A 21,099-nucleotide genomic window follows, 5' to 3' on the forward strand; every position below is an offset into this window, starting at 1 on the left:
TAGGATTGGCTTTCCCTTCCGCTCAGGCCTTCGACGCCTTTTCCAGGAACAGCTGCGACATCGCGGTCGGCTGCACGCCGGCCACGCCCTTCGCCGTCGCCGTCAGATAGTCGTAGAAATAGCCGAAGATGACCGGCGTCTCCTCGAGCAGAAGTTTCTGGATCTTGCCTGCCGTCGCCTTCTGCGCTTCGAGATCGAGGGCCGCGATATAGCTGGTCGCCAGCGCGTCGTAGTCCTTGTTCTTGAAGTGCGCCGCGTTCCACGTGCCTTCGCTCTTCAGCGGGGCGGCAAGATAGACGTTCGGCACGCCGCGGTGGCCGTAGTCGGTGATGCCCATTTCCGAGTCCAGCCAGTTCGATTTGCCGAACACGGCGTCGCCGTAATAGGCGCTCTGGTCGAGGATGTTGAGCTCGAGCTCGATGCCGATTTCCTTGACCCAGTTCTGGATGAGCTGGGCGTATTCGGGGATTTCGAGATAGCGCTCGGTGGTCAGCGTCATCTTGAAGCCCTTGCCCGCGCCCGCCGCCTCCATGAGTTGCTTGGCCTGCGCGATGTCCTGCTTGCGCTGCGGCACGCTCGCATCGGTCGAGGGATAAACCGGGGCGAACGGGCTGTCGTTGCCAGCCACGGCGCGCCCCTTCATCAGGCCCGCGACCAGCTTGTCGCGGTCCAGGCTGAGCGCGATGGCGCGGCGCACGCGCGCATCCTTCATCGGCCCGTCGTCGCAGCGCAGGTGCAGTTGCTGGTGCGCCGACGATTTCAGGCTGATGATGTCGATGTTGGGATCGTTGAGCAGCGCCACGCCAGACAGCACAGGCATCTGGTTGATGATGTCGACCTGCCCGCCCTGCAGCGCCAGGATCATTGGCTGCATGTCGGCAAAGAAGGTGAATTCGGTGCGTTCCGGCAGCGCCTTCTCGCCCCAGTAGCCTTCGTTGCGGACGAAGGACGCGCCGACCTTTGGCGTGTATTTGTCGATCTTGAAGGGCCCGGTGCCGTCGAAGCTCTTTTCGTAGTCGCCCTTGTAACTCGCCGGCACGATGACGGCGTTGTAATTGTCGGACGACACCATGTAGGGAAAGTTGCCGTTCGGGGCGTCGAGGTGGAATTCCACCGTGTAGTCGTCGACCTTCTTGCTGGCGCCCTTCGACAGGATGCCGGTGAACACCGACAGTGCGTTGGACGAGTTGGCCGGGTCGGCGATCCGGTCGATGCTGGCCACCACGTCGTCGGCCTTCATCTCGCCGCCGCTATGGAACTTCACGCCCTTGCGCAGCTTGAAAGTCCACACCGAGCCGTTGTCGTTCGGCTTCCAGCTTTCAGCCAGCGCCGGCTTGAGCACGAGATCGGGGCCGTCGACGCAGAGGAACTCCGCGACTTGCTGCATGATCAGCAGGCCGCCGGCATCGGCGATGGTGACAGGATCGATCGTCGCCGCCGGCACGCTGCTTGCGACGCGGATTGTGGCGCCTGGCGCGCCTTGCGCCCGGACGAGCGACGGCATGGCGCCGAGGCCCGCGGCCGTGGTGATGCCGCCCAGCAGCGGCAGCGACAGGCCGAGCAGGCTGCCATGGCGGATGAAGTCGCGGCGGCTGACACGGCCGTCGACGAGACCGTCGATGAGGTGATTTTCGAGCGGCGAGCGGTTGCGCCGGATGAGGTCGAGAATGCGATAATTCTTGCTCATGGGTTTGACCCTTTCCCCTGTTTCTTATGGTTGACGAAAATTCGCGACTACACCGTTTCCGGTCGCCAGAGGCCTGTAGACCGGGACTGTAGCACGCGGTTTTGTCCGGTCCATCCAGTCCTTGGCGTGGACGTGCCGGTTTCTGGGCTGCACTGCTTCCTCTGGTCCGTGGCCACCCTTTCCGATCGGGATCGCGGTGGCTGGCTTCTTCTGTTTTGGCCGGCCGCCCTCATCTAGTTCAGCGGCAAACGACGGTAAGTTCCGGGCTTTGCCGGATCGTGATATTTGTTGCAGGGCCCGTTCTCGGCGAAGTCGCGATGGCAGGCAGCGAGCCGTTCTCGCGACAATGTGATGCCGAGACCGGGCCCCTCCGGCACAGGCACGACATTGTTCCTCGGGCAAAACGGTCCTTCCTCGGTGATGTCGGTCGGTTGCATGCGAAACAGCGACTGGTTCGGTTCCCGTATCCAGCCGAGCGCCGCGCATAGATGCAGGTAGGCGGCGCTGCCGATGCCGCTGTCGCCGCTGTAGCACCAGAAATCGATGCCGGCGTGCTCGCAGGCGCCGACGAAGCGCAGCATGCGGCCGATGCCGCCATGCGCGGTTGGATTGCCGACGAAGGCGTCGGGCACCTTGAGGTCCATGGCGCGGGCGATGTCGATGTTGTGGGTCGAGAACGGGATCGAGCAATGGCGCCTGAGTTCGCGCATCTCCTCGATCGTCGCCACTGGATCCTCCCAATTGCGCACGCTAAGCTCTTCCAGCGGCCGCGTCAGTCGCCGGGCGGTGCTGAGCGAATAGGCCTGGTTGGAATCGATGCGGATCATTGCATCGTCGCCGAGCTTCCTGCGGATCAATTCGATCATCTTCAGCGAGATTTTTGGATCCTGCGTCGAGAACTTCCCTTCGAAGAAGGTCGTTCCGTGGGTCTCATGAAGCTCGACGCAGTAGTCGGCGACTTCCTCCGGCGTCGTCTCGCCTTTCACCCTTGGCCCGTCGCCGCGCAGCGAAAAGTAATCGGTGAACGGGATCTCCTTGCGCACGGCGCCGCCGAGCAGTTGGTAGAGCGGCTGGTTCCACACCTTGCCGCGCAGGTCCCAGAGCGCCATCTCGATCGCGCCGAAGGCCATGATGCGGGTGCGGTCGTTGATCGACTGCACGCCGGTCCAGTAGGGGAGGCAGACATGCTCGGCGCCCGCGATGTCGAAGGCGTCGCGGCCCACGAGCCGCGGTGCCAGGATGTCGTTGATGATCGCGGCTGCTGCCGGCGTCGGTGCTTCGCCGAGGCCGATCAGGCCATCTTCGGTCTCCACTTCGACAATGGTCGGCGAGAAGCCGTCGAGTTCACCGAACACCCAGGCATAAGGCGCCTCGAGCCTGAGGTTGATCGGCGTCGCCTTGATGCCGCGGATTTTCACTGGCCGACCTCGAAGAAGGGCTTGCCGAGAAGATCCGGGACGACGTCGATGCCGAGGCCCGGACCATCCGGAACGCCCATGCGGCTGCCGGTGACCGGCGGCTTGTTCGACGCCGTGCGCACCGTCACCCATTCGTGGAACGCGATGGCGTGCAGGCGGCGCTCCTGCGGCGTCGACAGCGACAGATGCGCCATGGCTGCCGTGTCGATCTCGGCGCCGCCGGTATCCTCGACGGTGATCATGAAGCCGAGGTCGACGGCGACATCGCGGATCAGCCGGGTCCTGCCGACGCCGCCGAGCCGCGAGATCTTCAGCGTCAGCCCGTCGGCCGCGCCTCGGCGATGGATTTCCAGCATGTCCTCGAGCGAGGTGACGGATTCGTCGAGCACCATCGGCTTGTCGAGCATGCGGCGCACCGACATGTTTTCCTCGATCGTCGTGCAGGGTTGCTCGAATGTGTAATCGATCGAGCGCGTCGCATCGGCGAACTGGCGCGCCTGGTAGGGCGTCCAGCCGGCATTGGCGTCGCAGAAGATGACAGTGTCTTTCGGCACTGAGGCGGCGACCGCCGTGACGCGTTCGATGTCGTCGCGGACGTTGCCGCCGACCTTGACCTGCAGCCGGTGGAAGCCGTCCTGGACGATGCGCTGCGCAAGGGCGGCCATGGCATCGACGCTGCCATGGGTGACGACCTTGTAAAGCTCGGCCGTATCGCTCTCCTTGCCGCCCAGCATCGTCACCAGCGGCACGTCGGCGGCGCGCGCGGCGAGATCCCAGCAGGCCATGTCGAGCGCCGACTTGATGTAGGGATGCCCTTTGAACACGATGTCCATCAGCCGGCCGATGCCGGCGAGGCCGCGCGGGTCGTGGCCGATGAGGTGCGTGGCGATCTCCATAACGCCGGCACGGGCGCCCGCCGGGAAGGCGGCCGAATAGAAATTGCCGAGCGGCGCCATCTCGCCCCAGCCGGTGATGCCATCGTTCGAGGTGATGGCGACGATCACCGCGTCGAAGGCGTCGGCGACGCGCCCCTTCGACATGCGATAGGGGCCGTCCACGAAGGGCTGCGCGACATGGTAGGCTTTGATGGTTGCGATCTGCACGTTGATGTCCGTTGTCCGCTGGGGAAGGATCAGGCGCCTTTCGACGGGCGCCGTTCGAGAGCGCGCGCGTAGGCAAGAAGCTCTTCGAAGTCGTGGTCTATATGCTCGCGGGCGTGGCGCTGGGCAGCGCGCATGTCGTCGCCCTTGAGCAGCCGCACGTAAGTCTCGTGAACGTTCTCGGCAGGCACCGCTTCGTTGCGTGCCTGCTGGTGCAGGGCAAAATACATCTGCAACCGGCTGGTCAGCCGTTGCCATGTTTCCAAAAGAACGGAATTGTCGGCCCATTCGTGAATCAGGCCATGCAGTTGCAGCGCGGTTTCGATCTGCCTTGTGGTGTCGCGGTCGCGCGTCGCCTGCTTCACCGCCTCATGGCGCCGGTCGAGCTCATCGAAAAAGCGCCGATCGCGCAGCTCCCATGTCCGCTCGATGGCGAATTCGTCGAGCACCTTGTTGAGCGAGTAGACATCGTCGATGTCCTTGGCGGTGACATTGATGACGAAGGTGCCGGCATAGGGGATGCTGGTCAGGATGCCTTCCTGCACCAGCTCGCGCATCGCTTCGCGCAAAGGCGCGCGGCTGACGCGCATCTGCTCGGAAATCCGCAGCTCGTTGAGCTTCTGGCCCGGCTCCAACTGGCCGGTCAGGATTGCCCGTCGCAGCAGCGCCACGATCTCCGCGCGTCGGGTCGTATCCGCGATTGGACTGAAATCCGCCTTTGCCATCCCGGCCACTCCCGACGAAACAAGGGCAAGACAAGCAGATTGTCGACAATCTAACAAGGACTTTTGCGGCTTTTTTCACATGGCCGGTACTGGTCGGGCGGAGCTGCTCGCAAAAGCGGCGCCCGCGACCTGTGGGAAGGCCGGGGCGCCGCGCTGAAACCGGGCCTGCGGGGGAGTCAGGTGGCCGGTTTCTGTGGCAGTGGCGAAATCGGCATTCCAGGGCCGATCTTCTGCAGATTGCCTGTTATCACCTGGTCGCCTTCCGTGACTCCGCTCAGGATGGCCACCAGGTCGCCGCTGGTCGGCCCGGTCGAGACCAGCCGCTGGTCGACCGTGTTGCCCTTGCCGACGACGTAGAGATATTTGCCGAGCTGGCTCGAACCCAGTGCCACCTGCGGCACCATAAGCGCATCGGGCTGCTGTTTGACGTGCAGCCGGACGCGGACATATTGGCCAGGCAGCAGCGCGAACTTGGCGTTGCCGATGGTGGCGCGCGCAGTGATGGTGCCGGTCGAATGGTCGATCGTGTTGTCGATGAAGGTGAGTTCACCCTTCTGATGGGCTTCGGTCTCGCCCGGGAACAGCACCTCGACCTCGATCGGGCCGGCGGCACGAGCTTCCTCGATCTGCGCCAGATCGCTCTCGCTCGGATTGAAGGTTACATAGATCGGGTCGAGCTGCACCAGCGTGTTGAGCACCGTGCCGGCGACGCTGACCAGCGTGCCGATCGAGGCCTGGTTACGGCCGATGCGGCCTGCGAAGGGAGCGCGAATCTCCGAATAGCTCAAATTGAGCTCGGCCGAGCGGACCGCCGCCTGGTTGAGCGCCAGCGACGCCTGCGCCTCGCGCAAGGTGCTGGTGCGCTGGTCGAAGCTGTCCTTGGCCAGATAGCCGCTCTTGGCGAGCTCGGTGCCGCGGCCGAGATTGGAGCGGGCATAGTCGAGCGTCGCTGTATCACGCTGCACCTGCGCCTTCGCCTGGTCGAGCGCCGCCTGGAAGTCCTGCGGCGCGATCCTGTAGAGGAGGTCGCCCTTCTTGACGTCGGCGCCGTCTTCGGCGGCCTGCTCTTCCAGGTAGCCCGGCACTCTGGCCTGCAGCGTGACGCTGCGGATCGGTTCGGTGCGGGCGGCATAGTCGAGATAGATCGGGATCGTTTTCTTCACCACGCTGGTCACCGGCACCGGCATGACGAATGCCGCGGGAGCGGGCGTTGCCGCTCCGGCCGTGCCGGCATTGAGGCTGAGGCTGCCCATATCGAGCAGGTGAACGCTCGCCACCGAGATTGCGCCCAGCGCGACAGCGGCGCCCAAAGCGATTTTCCATTTACGCATGTTCAGTCTCCAATCTTATTCGGCCGCTTGCGCCATGGGCGGCAAGGCGGGTTCGGCAGTTGGTTCGGAATGCAGGGAAGCGGGCTCGTCGCCGCCGCGCCGTTCGCGCAGCTGTTCGATGACCGCATAGAAGACCGGCACGAACACCAGCGACAGGATGGTCGCCGCCACCATGCCGCCGAAGACGGTGGTGCCGATCGATTGACGGCTGGCAGCACCGGCGCCGGTCGCGAACATCAGCGGCAGCACGCCCAGGATGAAGGCGAAGGCCGTCATCAGGATCGGCCGCAGCCTCAGCCGTGCCGCTTCCATCGCCGCTTCGACAATGCTGAGGCCTTCTTCGCGCCGTCGCCGGGCGAACTCGACGATCAGGATGGCGTTCTTGGCCGCCAGGCCGATCAGCATGACGAAGCCGATCTGCGAGTAGACGTCGATCTGCATGCCGCGCACCCACAGCACCACGAACGCGCCGAACAAGGCGAGCGGCACTGCCAGCAGCACCATGAACGGCATCGCCCAGCTCTCATATTGCGCCGCCAGGATCAGGAAGACGAAGACGATGGCGAGGCCGAAGACGACCGACGCGATCGATCCCGCCTTGAGCTCCTGGAAGGTGATGCCGGTCCATTCGAAGCCGAAATCCCTTGGCAGAGCCGTGGCGGCGGCCCGTTCCATGGCGGCGACCGCCTGGCCGGACGAATAGCCGGGCGCGGCGCCGCCATTGATCGAGGCCGAGGCGTTGTTGTTGTAGTGCGGCACCGTTTCCGGGCCGACGAACGGCACCAGCTTGCCCAGCGTGCTGAGCGGCACCATGCCGCCGGAGGCATTGCGCACATAGAGCCGCGAAATGTCGGCCGCACCCGCGCGTGCATCCTTGTCGGCCTGGATGGTCACCCGGAAGGTGCGGCCGAACAGGTTGAAGTCGTTGACGTAGAGCGAGCCGAGATAGATCTGCAGCGTGTTGAAGACATCTGGCAGATTGAGTCCAAGCAGCTTCGCCTTGGCGCGGTCGAGGTCGTAGTTGAACTGCGGCGTCGAGGTCGAGAATGGCGAGAAAAGCTGCTGGGGGTTGATTTCCGGCTGCTTGCGCGCCTCGGCGATCACGGCTTGCGTTGCGTCGTTGAGCGCGGTGCTGCCGCGGCCGGTAAGGTCCTCGACGACGAATTCGAAGCCGCCCGTGGTGCCGATGCCCGGGATCGAGGGCGGATCGAAGGAGAGCGCGAACGCCTCCGGGATCTGCATCAGCTTGCCGCGCACGTCGGCGACGAGCTTGGAGGCGCTCTGGTCGGGACCACGCTCCTCCCACGGCTTGAGGATGGCGAATTCCACTGCGGAATTCGACTGCGCCGCGCTGGTCAGGAAGTTCAGGCCGCTGATCGAGCCGACGATGTCGACGCCGGGCGTCGCCTGCAGGATGTCGCGCGCCTTCTGCGCCACCGCGTCGGTGCGTTCCAGCGAAGCGCCGTCGGGCAACTGGATGACGACGAAGAAATAGCCCTGGTCCTCGACCGGAAGGAAGGTCGAGGGAAGCTTCGCCCAGACGAAATAGGTGGCGACCAGTCCGGCCGCGAAAAGGCCGAGCATGATCCAGCGCAAACGGATGAGGATGCGCACGCCATTGGCATAGGCATGCGACAGCCTGTCGAAGCCCGAATTGAACCAGCGGAACAGCACGAATTGCGTGCCTTGGCGATGGCGCAGGAAGGCAGCGCTCAGCGCCGGGCTCAGCGTCAGCGAATTGAAGGCGGAAATGCCGACCGAGATCGCCACCGTCAGCGCGAACTGGTTGTAGAGCCGTCCCGAAACGCCGGGGATGAAGGCGACCGGCACGAAGACGGCCATCAGCACCGCTGTCGTGGCGATGATCGGACCGGTGACTTCGGCCATGGCGGCCTTGGTAGCCGCCAACGGTTTCAGCCCGGCCTCGAGCTGTCGTTCGACATTCTCGACCACCACGATGGCGTCGTCGACGACAAGGCCGATCGCCAGCACCATGCCGAGCAGGGAGAGCATGTTGAGCGAGAAGCCCATCATCTCCATGACGACCAGCGTCGCTACCAGCGACACCGGGATGGCGATCGTCGGAATGATTGTGGTGCGCCAGCTTTGCAGGAAGATGAAAACCACGGCGACGACGAGGACCAGAGCCTCGCCGAGCGTGATCAGCACGTCATGCATGGAGGCCGAGACGAAGCGCGTCGTGTCGTAGTGCATGGCATAGCTGACGCCCTTGGGGAAGCGGGCGGACAGCTCCTGCATCTTGTCCTTGACGCGCTGCTGCAGATCGAGCGCGTTGGAGCCGGGCATCTGATAGACGGCGAGCACCACGGTCGGGTCCTTGCCGAAGAAGGCCGACGACGAATATTGCAGGGCGCCGAGCTCGATGCGGGCGACGTCGCGCAGCCGCACCAGCGAGCCGGTGGTGGTGTTGGCGCGCACGACGATGTCGCCGAACTCCTTGGGATCGCTCAACCGGCCGACGGCATTGACCTGCATCTCGAAAGCGGTGCCGGCAGGCGCCGGAGACTGGCCGATCTTGCCGGCGGCCACCTGGACGTTCTGCTCGGCAATGGCGTTCTGGACGTCGACGGCGGTGATGCCGAGATTGGCGAGCTTGTCCGGATCGAGCCAGACGCGCATCGAATAGCGCCGCTCGCCGAAGATCTGCACGTCACCGACACCGGGCAGCCGCTTCAGCGGGTCGACCACTTGCAGATAGGCAAGGTTCGACAGTGCCACCGGATCGACGGAACCGTCGGGCGAGGTGAGGTTGACGATGAGGACAAAGTTCGGATTCTGCTTCTTGATCGTCACGCCGCCCTGATTGACGATCGCCGGCAGCGACGAGGCAGCTTGCGAGACGCGGTTCTGGACGTCGACGGCGGCGGTGCTCAGGGAATAGCCGACATCGAAGGTGATGGTGATCGTCGAGGAGCCGTCGTTGGAGCTGGTCGACGACATGTAGGTCATGCCTTGCACGCCGTTGATCTGCTGCTCCAGCGGCGTCGTCACCGTGTCGGCGACCACCTGCGCGCTGGCTCCCGGATAGTGGGCGCTGACCACGACCTGCGGCGGTGTGATGTCGGGAAACTGCGAGACGGGCAGCAGGAAATAGCAAATCGTCCCGGCGAGCACCATGATGATGGCGATCGCCGAGGCGAAGATCGGGCGGTGAATGAAGAAGTTTACCACGACACGCACGCCTCTCCGGCTGCTCTTGCCTTGCCGAACGCAGTGGCAACCCTGGACAGCCTTTGGCCGCGTCCGAACTCTTCCGACGAACGGAGCAACGGCACATCACCGCGCTGCGTGCCGGCAAGCGTGCGCAGCATTGTTTCGAAAGCGCGCGGATCGACCCCGTCGGCTTTCATGACCAGCCGGATCATCGGATCCCGGACGGCTTCATCTATGGTAAGATCGCGGCGCTGTGGCATTGGCCGGCTCCTTGTCTGTCGATTCGCAGCCCATGCTCGCGAACCGTTTTTCATCTCTTCACCGGCCGGAGCCGCATGAAATGCAATTTTTCGCCCGCCCCGATCTGGCCGGACCAGATCACGGTCTTGTTATTGACGGCGGACGCCATAGGTGTTACCAGTAAGTAACATTCTGGAAGTTACAGACCGGTAACACCCTAGTCAAGAGGTGGCCGAGGGATTTTTGGAAACGAAGGAGATCAATGATGACAGACGGCGTCGTGGAGCGTCCTCGTCCCCGGGATCGGATCCTGGAGACGGCGCGCGACATGTTCCACAAGCACGGCATCAAGGGCGTCGGCGTCGACGCCATCACCGAGGCTGCCGGCACGAACAAGATGACGCTCTACCGTCATTTCGAATCCAAGGACGATCTGATCATCGAATGCCTGCGCGCCACCGCATCAAAGGCCGGCGCGATGTGGGACGCATTCGAAGCCGAGCATCCGGGCGACAAGCTCGCGCAACTGCATGCCTGGGTTCGCAAGGCGGCCGAGATGCTTACGGCCGATTGCCGGGGCTGCGACATGGCCAACGCCGCGGTTGAGCTGACTGAACCCGACCATCCGGCCAGGCGCGTGATCAAGGAACTCAAGGAAGCCCAGCGCGAGCGCCTGGTGGCGCTCTGCCGGGGCGCCGGCATCGGCCAGGCCGAACTTCTGGCCGATACGCTTTCGCTGCTGTGCGAAGGCGCGCGCGTGAGCGTGCAGACCGTTGGCACCGAAGGTCCCAGCGCGCAATTGGTGCGCATGGCGGAAGGGTTGATCCAGTCCTTCAGGGGCGGAGCCGCCGCGGGCTGATCCATCGGCAAGGCTCATTGGCACCGGACAGCGCGTGCGCTTCCGGTCTGCCGTGGCTTTGATGTTGCGTGGATTCCCTGCCGTTCCCGGAAATGTCCGGCATGCAATAAAAAAGCCCGCTGCCGGGAGGAGGTGGCAGCGGGCTCGATTTCGAATGTGGTGCGGGAGGAGGTGCACCCCACTCAGCGCCGGCATCGCATCTGGGAGGAGTAGATGGCCGACAACCAGAAGCTATGAGTTGCCCAATGATTCGGCAATCGTGAATCGTGCATAGCAGCTGTGCAGATTCGCCGTATCGCTCGCGAACACCGTGACCGAAAGGCCTCGCGGCCGCGTCACTGCACCGGGACGTTTTCCCGGAAGATCAGCCGCGGCTCGATGAATTTCCGCGTCAGGTAGGGCGCCGATGATGCGATCGAGCCAAGCAGGCGGATGACCGATTGCTCGGCGATCAGCCTGGCATTCTGGTCGATGACGACGTCGGCGAGATCGTCGACGAGATAGCCGCGCGTTTCCCTCGTCAGGTCGTGACAGATGAATACCGGTTTGCGGTTGGGCCTGGCCTCCCGGATGGCTTTGGCAACGCCGGAGCGTCCGGCTCCAATGCAATAGATGCCGAGCAGTTCCGGCTCGTTGCGCAGCGCCTTCATGGTTTCGGCATAGCTGGCATCGGTCTCGTCGTTGATCTCGACGGCGCTGCTGACGCTTAGGTTGGGGAACTCCTCGCCGAGCACGGAGCGGAAACCCATCTCGCGTTCCTCATGGCCGCGATAGGAGCGCGAGCCGACCACCATCGCCAACTGGCCCTCGCGGTCGCCGAGGAAGCGCCCCATCAGGAGTGCGGCGGTCCGTCCCGCCACCCGGTTGTCTATGCCGACATAGGCCGAGCGTGGTGCGGCCGGAATATCGGACACCAGCGTCACCAGGCGAATGCCGGCCTCGACGATGTCGCGCAGGATGTTGCGCGTCCTGGGATGATCGACGGCGATGACGCCGACGCCGTTGGCTTTCAGCGACAGGTTTTCGACGGCGGTCTGCAAAGCGTTCGGCGAGATTCCGGCGAGGTTGTGGATCCGGCACGAGGCAACGAGCGGCAGGCGCGAGGCATAATCCTCGATATGCCTGGCCAGATCCTGCATGAAGGCGTTGCTGCCGATCGGCAGGAAGAATTCCAGATTGGCCGGCCGCGAGGGGAGCGTTACCTGATCGGCGACCGGCAGATAGCCGAGCTGCTTGGCGGCCTCCATGACGCGCTGCCGGTTGGCCGCGCTGACCCCCTTCCGGTTGTTGAGCACCCTGTCGACCGTCGCCGTCGACAGTTCGCAGTTCCTGGCGATGTCAGAGACGGTGGCTTTCATGCCGCAACCCTATTGCCGATGCGATAGCACGCCAGACGGCCGATTTGAGCGGCGCCGATCGCGCCCATCGCCCGGACGCCCATTCTGCTGTTTCGCAGGGATGTTGCCCTCGTCCTCAATGCGATCCCTTGCCATCGGCGATGGCGTCGCGGATCTCCTTGTCCGACATGCCGGTGATGACGCGTTCAACCTCCGCCACGCTGGTCGTCTTGGGGTCGATGTCCCCGGCCACCACCTTGCCGCGCCGCATGACGACGATGCGGTCCACCACCTGGAAGACATGGTGGATGTTGTGCGCGATGAAGATGCAGGAATGGCCGGAATCGCGCGCGCTGCGCACGAAGCTCAGCACGCCCTGGGTTTCGGCGACGCCAAGATTGTTGGTCGGTTCGTCGAGGATGATGAGATCGCTGTCGAAATGCATGGCGCGCGCGATCGCCACCGCCTGGCGCTCGCCGCCGGAGAGCGAGCCGATCGGCGTGGTCGGCGGAATGTTCTTGGAAATGCCGACCTGCTTGAGCAGGTCGCGGGCGACCGTGTTCATCGCCTCCTGGTCCATGCGGTTGAGGAAGCGCGGCGGCTTGATCGGCTCGCGCCCGAGGAACAGATTGCGGGCGATCGACAGTTGGGTGACCAGCGCCGAATCCTGGTAGATGGTCTCTATGCCGTTGGCGATGGCGTCGCTGGTGTTGCGCAGGTTCACTTTCTTGCCGCGGATGAAGATGTCGCCGCTGGTCAGCGGCACCGCGCCCGACAGCACTTTGATCAGGGTCGACTTGCCGGCGCCGTTGTCGCCGAGCAGGCCGACGATCTCGCGCTCGTTGACATGGAAATTGGCGTCCACCAGCGCCTGCACGCGCCCGTAGGACTTGCGGATGTTCTGCATGCGGATCAGTGGCTCGGCCATGGTTCACGTCCCTGCCTGATGCCGGCGTTCCAGCCATGAATGAAGCGCCATCATGCCAAGGATGATCGCGCCGATGAAGATGTTGTAGGCAAGGCCGGGCACGCCGATCAGCACGATGCCGTTGCGCATGACGCGCAGGATCAGGATGCCGAGCACGGTGCCGATGATGGTGCCGCGCCCGCCCGTCAGCGCCGTGCCGCCGATCACCACCATGGCGATGACCTCGAGTTCGTAGCCGGTGCCGCTGTTGGGGTTGGCCGCCGAGGTGCGCAGCGAGGAGATGACGCCTGCAAGCGAGGCCATGACCGAGGACAGCACGAACAGGCCGATCTTGACGCGGCTGACATTGACGCCGCGCGCCCTCGCAGCGTTCGGGTTGCCGCCGGCGGCCTGGATCCAGTTGCCGGTGCGGCTTTGCGTCAGCACATAGCCCAGCGCGATGGCCGCGGCGATGAACCAGAACAGCGACATGTAGATGCGGAACGGGCCGATGAAGAAATCGCCGACCAGCGCCTCCGCCAGCCAACTGCCCTCGGCGCTCCAGGTGCGCTGCGGAAAGCCGTCGGTGACGAACAGCGCGGTGCCGCGCACCACCAGGAGCATGCCGAGCGTGACCAGAAAGGACGGGATCTTGAGCTGCGTGACGAACCAGCCATTGACCAGGCCGATGAAGGCGGCGACCAGCAGCGCGAGGACGAAGCCCATCTCCAGCGAGGTGAGGCCGCTGTTGAACAGCGTCCACATCAGCACCGGCGAGAAGCCGAACAGCGAGCCGACGGAAAGGTCGAACTCGCCCGACGTCATCAGCAACGTCATCGCCAGCGCGATCAGCCCGAGCTCGACCGTGAAAGCCAGCGTGTTGGAGATGTTCTGGGGTGACAGGAAGTCGTGGTTGAAACCCCAGAAGACGGCGATCTCGACGACGAGCAGCACGAAGGGGCCGAATTCCGGCCGCGCGATCAGGCCTTGGACAAGCGAACGATTTTCCACGTGTAACCCGCGACTGGTTGGAATGGGCCGGGCCATCGGGCCGCATCAAACGGCTCGATACCAGGCGAAAGGGCGGGACGCCGCACGCCCGGTAGACGCGCGGCGCTGGAGATCAGGGGCTATTTGCCGGACAGGATTTTGTCGTAGATCTCGGCGGTGTCTTTCTCATAGAGCGCGCCGGTGATGACGTTGAAGCCCGGGGGAATGCCGCTGGCGGCCATGTTGGCGAGCGACAGCGCGACATAACTGGTCGCCTGCGGATCCTGCCACTGGCCGGCATTGACGTAGCCGTTCAGCACTTCCTGGGTGGTGTCGAGCGAGTTGCCCCAGCCGACGACGGGGATTTCGCCGGGCTTGACGCCGACTTGGTCGAACACGCGTTTGATCGAGCCGGTGACGAGGTCGCCAAGGCCGATGATCGCCTTCACCTTGGCCTTGTTGGCGGTGAGATAGTCGACCATGCGGTTGATCACCTCGGCCTGGTCGAGCGTCGCCTCGGTCACCTCATAGGTGATGCCGAGCGGCTCGAACACGCTCTTGATGCCTTCCTCTTCCTGCACGCCGTAGGTGGCGCCGGGAATCTCGACAGGCATCCAGACGAAGTCGCCCTTCTTCACCAGGCCCTTGTCGACCAGATACTGCGCCCAGTGCTTGCCGAAGGTGACATTGTCGCCGCCGACATAGGCGTTGAAATTGGCCTTGGGATCGGGCGTGTTGAAATTGATGATCGGAATGTTGGCCGCGCGGGCTTCCTTGACGATCTCGACAAGGCTGCCCGGATCGGGGCTGGTGGTGGTGATGCCGTCGGCCTTGGCCGAGATCGCGGCCCGCACCGCCTCCTGCTGCGAGGCGACGTCGCCATTGTGGAACGAGGTGTTGACGGTATTGCCGGTGTCCTTGGCCCATTGCTTGGCGCCGGCAAGGAAGTAGGTCCAGACCGGATCGGCCGGGCCGCCATGTGAAATCCAGTAGAACGTCTTGGCCTGCGCCGCCGCCGGAATGACCGTCAGCGCGACCAGCAGGCCGTATAGAACCACTCTTAGCCGTGTCAGCATTTGATTTCCTCCCGTTTGAAACTGATCAGTTCGAAACCGCCCTCTTGATCGGGCAAGACCGCGTCCTCCCCGCCAACGTCGTGTTGGATGATCAGAGCATCCTCTTTTTCGACAAATGGCAAGCCTCCGCCTGTCAGTCGTAGTCGGCGCCTGACGGGGCGCCATCAGCGGTCCCATCAGATTGCATCAGTTCGGATGATTTTCGCGGCAGGCGATACCGGCCTCAAGGGTCGCCGGAGCGATGATTGACCGCCCTCGGGTGAACCCAGAGCTAGAGGAGGCCGGCCATGGCAAGATCGCGCATCAGATGGCTGGCGCCGTAGGTCCAGTGCGGGCAGTCCGGCGACAGTCGCACCCGGTTGACCAGCGCGCCGAATTTCTCCGACGAGATGGTGACGATGTCGCCGACCTTGTGGGTAAACCCCTTGCCCTTCTCGCCGCGGTCCTTCGAAGGCACGAACATGGTGCCGAGATAGAGCGCCAGGCCGTCCGGGTACTGGTGATGCGGGCCCATGGCAGCCGCTACGAGCTCTTCGGGAGAGCGGCTGATCTCGGCCATCGAGCTCGCGCCCTCCAGCGAGAACCCGTCCTCACCTTCCACTTTCAGCCGGACCACGGCCCGCTTTACGTCGTCGATGGAGAACGTGCCGTCGAACAGGCGGATAAAGGGGCCGAGCGAGGCGGAGGCGTTGTTGTCCTTGGCCTTGCCGAGCAGCAGCGCGGAGCGCCCTTCGACATCGCGCAGATTGACGTCGTTGCCGATGGTGGCGCCGACGATCCTGCCGCTTGAGGCGGCGATCACGGCGATCTCCGGCTCCGGATTGTTCCAGGTAGAGACGGGATGCAGGCCGACATCGGCGCCGAAACCGACCGAGGCCATCGGCTGGCATTTGGTGAAGATCTCGGCATCGGGGCCGATGCCCACTTCCAGATATTGCGACCAGGCGCCGCGCGCGATGAGCTTGGCCTTGATCTCCATCGCTTCCGGCGAACCGGGCTTGAGCTTGGACAGATCGTGGCCGATCAGCCCGGCAATGTCGGCGCGGATGGCATCGGCCTTTTCCGCCGAACCGCGCGCCTGTTCCTCGATGACGCGTTCCAGCAGGCTGACGACGAAGGTGACGCCCGAGGCCTTGATCGCCTGCAGGTCGACGGGGGAGATGAGATAGGGCCTTGCCGGATCACGCGCGGCCTCGAAACTGTTGGCCGCGATCTCATCGAGCGAGCCGATCGGCTTGCCCTTGGCCGAGCGCACATAACCGGCCGGATCGGCCATCTCGCAGATATCGCGCACGGTCGGCGCCGTGCTCGACGTGATGTCGAAGACTGTGCCATCACGCACCGTGACCACCAGGGGATGCGAGGCGTCGCTGCTTCTGGCGCGCCCGACAAAAAGGCCTTCGGCGGGCAGATGCATCGGGTTTGTCATGCGTGCGGTCCTCTGATCATCAAAAATGCGGCTTGCCGGTTCGGCGCGGCACTTTCACCGGATTCCTGTCAAAGGTCTATCCCGTTTGTGGTGAGCCAGGCGCCATGTCTGCCGGCGTCGTCGGCGATTGGCGTACCGCAAGGAAGCACTCCGTCGGGGGTTGGATGCATGCGGCGGTGCGGGAGCCCCAACGCCTGCGTCATTTTTCGGCTTGCGTTTGTTCTCGTTTTGTTCTAGTATGCTCGCCCTGAGTCAATTGGCGGACGAGATCAGTATGAGTGGGCAACCCGCATTCGGAACCGCGAAGAACGGCCAGGCCTTTTTCCGATGGGAACAGGCCGGGAAGCATTTCCACCGGCTGTTCTTTGCCATCCTCGTCGGCAGCGCGATTGCTGGTCGTCTCGCGCGAAAGGCCATTGCCTTGAACCGTGAGTTCGGATTGCAAGGCTGGCTGGTTCCGGAAAATCACATCCACATCTCGCTTGTCGGCCTCGGCGACCATGAGGAGTACCCGCAGGAGTTGGCAGAGGCCGCCTGTCATATCGGATCGATGATCGTTGCGAAGCCCTTCGAGGTCTCGTTCGATCGCCTGTCGGCTTTTGGCGGTGGTGCACTGGTCCTGCGCGGCAGCGATGGCAATCCGTCGCTGCAGAAGTTCTGGCGTGACCTGACGGCGGTGATCTCGGACAGCCCGCTAAAACCCTTTCTCACCAGGTCCATCGAACCGCATGTCACATTGCTTCGTGATGAAGTGGGCGTTCCCAGCATTCGCGAGCGGTCGATCGATCCGATCGGCTGGACTGTCCGGGATTTTGTGCTGATCCACAGTCTCATTGGGAAAGGCGCCTACAAGCAGCCCGGACGCTGGCGGCTGACCGGTCAGGACGATGCACTGCCCGCCATGTGAGAGCCTGGAATCGTCCTCGCATAGTCCGCGCGGTCCATCATCCTGACATGGCATGTCAGCTACCAGACGGCACGACGATGGCAGGCCGCCAACCTTTCCCTATTTGCAATGCGTCTGAACAGGAGGAACACATGACCAACACGGAAATTGCCAAGGATTTCACGGAGCTTCTCAAGCGCGGTGACTACGAAAGTGCTGCCGAGAAATACAACGCCGACGACATCGTCAGCTATGAGGCCATGGAGGGGCCGATGGCCGTCTGCCGCGGCAAGGACGCCGTCAAGCAGAAAGGCCAGTGGTGGCAGGAAAACAACGAAGTCCATGGCGGCTCGGTCGAGGGCCCTTATGTCAACGGCGACCAGTTCGCCGTGCGCTTTACATTTGACATAACGCCCAAGGCCACGGGCCAGCGTGTCACCATGGACGAGGTTGGCCTGTACACGGTCAAGAACGGCAAGATTGCCGAAGAGCGCTTCTATTATTGAGACGGGTTTCCGGCTGTCGGCACATTTCGCCGCATCCTAAGCGGCCAGGATCATGTCCTGGCCGCTATCCGACCTGATGCACATCGTCGTCACGGATCGGCGACCGCGCGCCCGCCATTGAAGAAACTTACTCTTCGATGGTTCTGCCGGGCCGCTGGCAAAGCGCGCCGGGGCTGCTTAATCTGCGGCCAGATTCGAAGTCCGGAAGGCACCTGTTTTGACGATCACCATGTACGGCATCACCACCTGCGACACGATCAGGAAGGCCCGCGTCTGGCTGGAGGGCCACGACGTGCCGTACCGGTTCCACGACTATCGGGCCGAAGGCATCGAGGCGGGCAGGCTGGATGGCTGGGTCCGCAAGGTCGGCTGGGAAAAGCTGCTCAATAAGGGCAGCACCACGTTCCGCGAGTTGCCGGACAAGGATAAGCAGGGCCTGGATGAAAAGAAGGCCAAGGCACTGATGCTGGCCAAGCCGACGATGATCAAACGGCCTGTGCTCGAGGTTGGCGACCGCATCCTGGTCGGGTTCAAGCCGGATGTTTATGAGGCGGCGGTGGTCGGGAAGTAGGGCGCGGTACACTCTCAGTTCGTCATCCTAGGGCGGAGCAAGGAGCGAAGCGACGCGGCGCAGACCCTAGGATCCATGCCGTGACTTTTGGGCGTCGCAGCCGTGCAGATTCTGCTCCGTTGCATTTGCGGACGGACGTCACGGCATGGATCCTCGGGTCAAGCCCGAGGATGACGAAGGGACAGGTCACTGTCCTCTCAGATACCCCGCCAGTACCACGGCATTGTTGTGCGCCTCGTCATGGGCGCCGTAGAGCAGCGTCACCTTGCCGTCGCGGAGCAGGGCGCGCAGTTGCGCCACGGCCTCGCCATTGCCTTCCAGTTCGGCACGATACCGCTTCTGGAACTCGGCCCATCGTTCGGGCTCGTGCCCGAACCACTTGCGCAAGTCGGTACTCGGCGCGATGTCCTTCAGCCATAGCGCCAGCGCGGCATGCTCCTTGCTGACGCCACGTGGCCAGACACGATCGACCAGGACCCGCTGCCCGTCATCGGGCGAGGGTGGTTCATACACCCGTTTGACCGCGATCTCGAAGGCCATCCGCTCTCCTTCGTGCGCTCCCGTCAGGCCCACTCGCCCTTGCGCATGACCGGCACGCGGCTGCCGTCCTTGCCGACGCCGTCGATGTCGATCTTGTCCGAGCCGATCATCCAGTCGATGTGGATGAAGCTCTTGTTGCCGCCGCGCTCCGCGATCTCGGCCTGGCTGAGCGAGGCGCCGTCGACGAAGCACTTCGAATAGCACTGGCCGAGCGCGATGTGGCAGGCGGCGTTTTCGTCGAACAGCGTGTTGAAGAACAACAGGCCGCTCGCCGAGATCGGCGAGGAATGCGGCACCAGCGCCACTTCGCCAAGCCGGCGTGCGCCCTCGTCGGTGTCCAGCACTTTCTTCAGCACGTCCTCGCCCTTCGAAGCCTTCGCCTCGACGATCCTGCCGCCCTCGAAACGCACCGAGATCTCGTCGATCAGCGTGCCCTGGTAGGAGAGCGGCTTGGTCGATGAAACATGGCCTTCCACCCGCCGTGCATGCGGCGTGGTGAAGACCTCCTCGGTCGGGATGTTGGGATTGCAAGTGACGCCGTTCTTGGCGGTGGAGGCGCCGCCCATCCATTCATGGCCGTCGGCCAGCCCGACCGTCAGGTCGGTGCCCGGCCCGGTGAAATGAAGCGCATGGAAAGCATGGCCGTTGAGCCATTCGGTGCGGCTGCGAAGGGCGGCATTGTGCGCCTTCCAGTTGCCGATCGGATCTTCCACGTCCACCCGCGACGCGGCGAAGATGGCGTCGGCGAGCTTGGCGACCGCAACATCGTCGGCATCATCGGGGAAGACCTGCTTGGCCCAGGCGAGATCGGGATAGGCGACGATGTTCCAGTTGATGTCGAAGCCGGTGATCTTTTCCAGCGCCGGCTGGTAGGCCATCGAATTGGCCTTGTTGGCGCGCGCCACGTTCGCCGGGTCCTGCGCCGACAGGAGCGAGGGATCTTCGCCGCGCACGGCAAGTCGCGCCGCATTGTTGGAGAAGGCTTTGGCCATGCCTTCATAGAGCCAGCCGGCGGCGCGGTCGAAGCCGGCGTCGGCGCCATAGCGAAAGCGCGCCAGCGTGATCTCGTCATCGTTGAAGATCGGCGTCACCAGCCCCGCGCCGGCCTTGTAGGCATGCTCGACGATGCGCCGGGTCAGCGGCAGCGCGGCGATGGAGGAGGTCAGCACCAGGTCCTGCCCGGGCTGCAATTGCAGCCCCACCTTGATGGCGACTTCCGCCAGCCTGTCGAGCTTCACCGGGTCGATCGTTGCGGAAACGCCGCGCGAATGTGTGGTCATGATCCTGCCTGCCGTAGTTTGATGTCGGACTCTACATAGACCGGCGCCACGGTGCTTTCCACCGTGATCGCATCGGTCGTGCCCGTCTTCGCGGAGCCGAACCGCGCCATCGTCGCCTCGATCTCTTCCCTGATCCAGAGCTTGAAATCCCGGACCTTGCGGCTTTCGGCCTTGGCGGCGGAGGTCACCAGCCAATAGCCAAGCCCGCTCTGGGCGCGGATCCCGAACGGCGCGACGAGCCGCCCGTCCGCCAGCGCGTCGGCGGCGAGCAACTGCCAGCCCAGCATCACGCCATGGCCGGCAATCGCCGATTCCAGGCAAAGCATCGGATCGGTGAAGCGAGCGCCCTTCAGGAAGGTGACTGGTTCGACACCGGCGGCGTCGAACCAGCTTTCCCAGTTGATCATCGCTCGTTCGTCGGTGATCGCGCAGGTCTGGGCAAGGTCTTCGATCGATTTCAGTTTCTTCGCTATCGAGGGCGCGCAGACCGGGAACACCTCTTGTGCCAAAAGCAACTCCGCCTTGCTGGCCGGCCATGTGCCGTCGCCAAGCCGGATGGCGATATCGATATCGGAATGGTCGAGGTCGGCCAGCCGCACCGAGGCGTCGATGCGCAACAGCACGTTGGGATGCCGGGTGAAGTGATGCGACAGCCGCGGCAGCAGCCATTTCGAGGCGAATGCCGGCGCCACGGAAACCACCAGCGTGCATTGTCGCGCCTCGTCGGCCAGCGCCACGGCCTGGGTGAGCTCGCGGAAACCCGCGCCGAGGCGCATCGCGAACATGGCGCCGAATTCGGTCAGGACCAGCCCCTTGGTCGTTCGCTCGAACACGGCCTGGCCGAGCTGCTGCTCCACGCGCTTTATCTGCTGGCTAACGGCGCTGGCCGAAACGTTGAGTTCGCCGGCGGCCGCGGCGAGCGAGCCGAGACGGGCGACGGTCTCCACGGCGCGAAGGCCGTTGAGGTGGACGCGGTTGAGCATGGCCATTGAGTTTTTCTAAACCAGCGGGGCTGAAATCTCAATTGAAAGTGATGCCGAAAA

General features: G+C 63.8%; 19 protein-coding genes. 5 read left to right on the forward strand and 14 right to left on the reverse strand.

Translation table 11 applies throughout. The annotated features are described in order from the left end of the window. Positions 1-22: 22 nt before the first annotated feature. The 6 genes from FJ979_RS09635 to FJ979_RS09660 all read right to left on the reverse strand — a co-directional run bounded on the left by FJ979_RS09635 (position 23) and on the right by FJ979_RS09660 (position 9,453). Positions 23-1,687: an ABC transporter substrate-binding protein gene (locus FJ979_RS09635; RefSeq protein ID WP_140514726.1), complete on the reverse strand. Its 1,665-nt coding sequence runs from the start codon at positions 1,685-1,687 to the stop codon at positions 23-25. 233 nt (positions 1,688-1,920) lie between these two features. Then, positions 1,921-3,105, reverse strand: coding sequence for a mandelate racemase/muconate lactonizing enzyme family protein (locus tag FJ979_RS09640; protein ID WP_140580720.1), 1,185 nt, complete (start codon positions 3,103-3,105; stop codon positions 1,921-1,923). After that, positions 3,102-4,208 carry a mandelate racemase/muconate lactonizing enzyme family protein gene (locus tag FJ979_RS09645; protein ID WP_140580722.1) on the reverse strand — a complete coding sequence of 369 codons (1,107 nt, stop codon included), beginning with the start codon at positions 4,206-4,208 and terminating at the stop codon, positions 3,102-3,104. The genes FJ979_RS09640 and FJ979_RS09645 overlap by 4 nt, the downstream gene beginning before the upstream one ends. A gap of 29 nt (positions 4,209-4,237) precedes the next feature. Further along, positions 4,238-4,930 (reverse strand): GntR family transcriptional regulator, encoded by a 693-nt coding sequence (locus tag FJ979_RS09650; protein WP_140497917.1) that lies wholly within the window; start codon positions 4,928-4,930, stop codon positions 4,238-4,240. 176 nt (positions 4,931-5,106) lie between these two features. Then, entirely contained in the window at positions 5,107-6,261 is a 1,155-nt protein-coding gene (locus FJ979_RS09655; protein WP_140580723.1) for an efflux RND transporter periplasmic adaptor subunit, read from the reverse strand. 15 nt (positions 6,262-6,276) lie between these two features. Next, positions 6,277-9,453, reverse strand: coding sequence for a multidrug efflux RND transporter permease subunit (locus FJ979_RS09660; protein WP_140580947.1), 3,177 nt, complete (start codon positions 9,451-9,453; stop codon positions 6,277-6,279). A 62-nt stretch (positions 9,454-9,515) separates the two neighbouring features. On the opposite strand from FJ979_RS09660, the gene FJ979_RS32480 reads away from it, so the two are divergent. Both FJ979_RS32480 and FJ979_RS09670 read left to right on the forward strand, forming a co-directional pair. Then, on the forward strand, positions 9,516-9,863 hold the full coding sequence (locus FJ979_RS32480; protein ID WP_181168564.1) for a hypothetical protein: 348 nt from the start codon (positions 9,516-9,518) through the stop codon (positions 9,861-9,863). 77 nt (positions 9,864-9,940) lie between these two features. Then, positions 9,941-10,534, forward strand: coding sequence for a TetR/AcrR family transcriptional regulator (locus FJ979_RS09670; protein ID WP_140497923.1), 594 nt, complete (start codon positions 9,941-9,943; stop codon positions 10,532-10,534). Between the two features lie 335 nt (positions 10,535-10,869). Here FJ979_RS09670 and FJ979_RS09680 read toward each other — a convergent pair whose 3' ends face one another. The 5 genes from FJ979_RS09680 to FJ979_RS09700 form a co-directional block, all read right to left on the reverse strand. After that, positions 10,870-11,892 (reverse strand): LacI family DNA-binding transcriptional regulator, encoded by a 1,023-nt coding sequence (locus FJ979_RS09680; protein ID WP_140580727.1) that lies wholly within the window; start codon positions 11,890-11,892, stop codon positions 10,870-10,872. A gap of 115 nt (positions 11,893-12,007) precedes the next feature. Then, positions 12,008-12,799, reverse strand: a complete 792-nt coding sequence (locus FJ979_RS09685; protein ID WP_140497927.1) for an ATP-binding cassette domain-containing protein — start codon at positions 12,797-12,799, stop codon at positions 12,008-12,010. Positions 12,800-12,802: 3 nt separating this feature from the next. Further along, on the reverse strand, positions 12,803-13,789 hold the full coding sequence (locus FJ979_RS09690) for an ABC transporter permease (RefSeq protein ID WP_140497929.1): 987 nt from the start codon (positions 13,787-13,789) through the stop codon (positions 12,803-12,805). Between the two features lie 119 nt (positions 13,790-13,908). Continuing rightward, positions 13,909-14,844, reverse strand: coding sequence for a substrate-binding domain-containing protein (locus tag FJ979_RS09695; RefSeq protein ID WP_140497931.1), 936 nt, complete (start codon positions 14,842-14,844; stop codon positions 13,909-13,911). A 271-nt stretch (positions 14,845-15,115) separates the two neighbouring features. Further along, on the reverse strand, positions 15,116-16,273 hold the full coding sequence (locus tag FJ979_RS09700; protein ID WP_140580728.1) for a fumarylacetoacetate hydrolase family protein: 1,158 nt from the start codon (positions 16,271-16,273) through the stop codon (positions 15,116-15,118). Between the two features lie 256 nt (positions 16,274-16,529). Here FJ979_RS09700 and FJ979_RS09705 point away from each other — a divergent pair, with 256 nt between their 5' ends. The 3 genes from FJ979_RS09705 (at position 16,530) to FJ979_RS09715 (ending at position 18,236) form a co-directional block, all read left to right on the forward strand. Continuing rightward, positions 16,530-17,180 (forward strand): 2'-5' RNA ligase family protein, encoded by a 651-nt coding sequence (locus tag FJ979_RS09705; RefSeq protein WP_224680498.1) that lies wholly within the window; start codon positions 16,530-16,532, stop codon positions 17,178-17,180. A gap of 131 nt (positions 17,181-17,311) precedes the next feature. After that, positions 17,312-17,665 (forward strand): nuclear transport factor 2 family protein, encoded by a 354-nt coding sequence (locus FJ979_RS09710; protein ID WP_140497937.1) that lies wholly within the window; start codon positions 17,312-17,314, stop codon positions 17,663-17,665. Between the two features lie 217 nt (positions 17,666-17,882). After that, positions 17,883-18,236: an ArsC family reductase gene (locus FJ979_RS09715; RefSeq protein ID WP_140520840.1), complete on the forward strand. Its 354-nt coding sequence runs from the start codon at positions 17,883-17,885 to the stop codon at positions 18,234-18,236. A 186-nt stretch (positions 18,237-18,422) separates the two neighbouring features. Here FJ979_RS09715 and FJ979_RS09720 read toward each other — a convergent pair whose 3' ends face one another. From FJ979_RS09720 to FJ979_RS09730, 3 genes are read right to left on the reverse strand one after another with little or no spacing between them, the layout of a single operon-like run. Beyond that, positions 18,423-18,776 carry a DUF488 domain-containing protein gene (locus FJ979_RS09720; RefSeq protein WP_140580730.1) on the reverse strand — a complete coding sequence of 118 codons (354 nt, stop codon included), beginning with the start codon at positions 18,774-18,776 and terminating at the stop codon, positions 18,423-18,425. A 23-nt stretch (positions 18,777-18,799) separates the two neighbouring features. Next, a complete protein-coding gene (locus FJ979_RS09725) occupies positions 18,800-20,056 on the reverse strand; it encodes an aminopeptidase (protein WP_140564288.1) in 1,257 nt (418 codons plus the stop codon). Further along, complete coding sequence (locus FJ979_RS09730; RefSeq protein WP_140580732.1) at positions 20,053-21,045, reverse strand: LysR substrate-binding domain-containing protein; 993 nt, start codon at positions 21,043-21,045, stop codon at positions 20,053-20,055. Before FJ979_RS09730 ends, FJ979_RS09725 begins: the two co-directional genes overlap by 4 nt. Between the last annotated feature and the right edge of the window lie 54 nt (positions 21,046-21,099).

Source organism: Mesorhizobium sp. B1-1-6 (assembly GCF_006443035.1).
Taxonomy (GTDB): Bacteria; Pseudomonadota; Alphaproteobacteria; order Rhizobiales; family Rhizobiaceae; genus Mesorhizobium.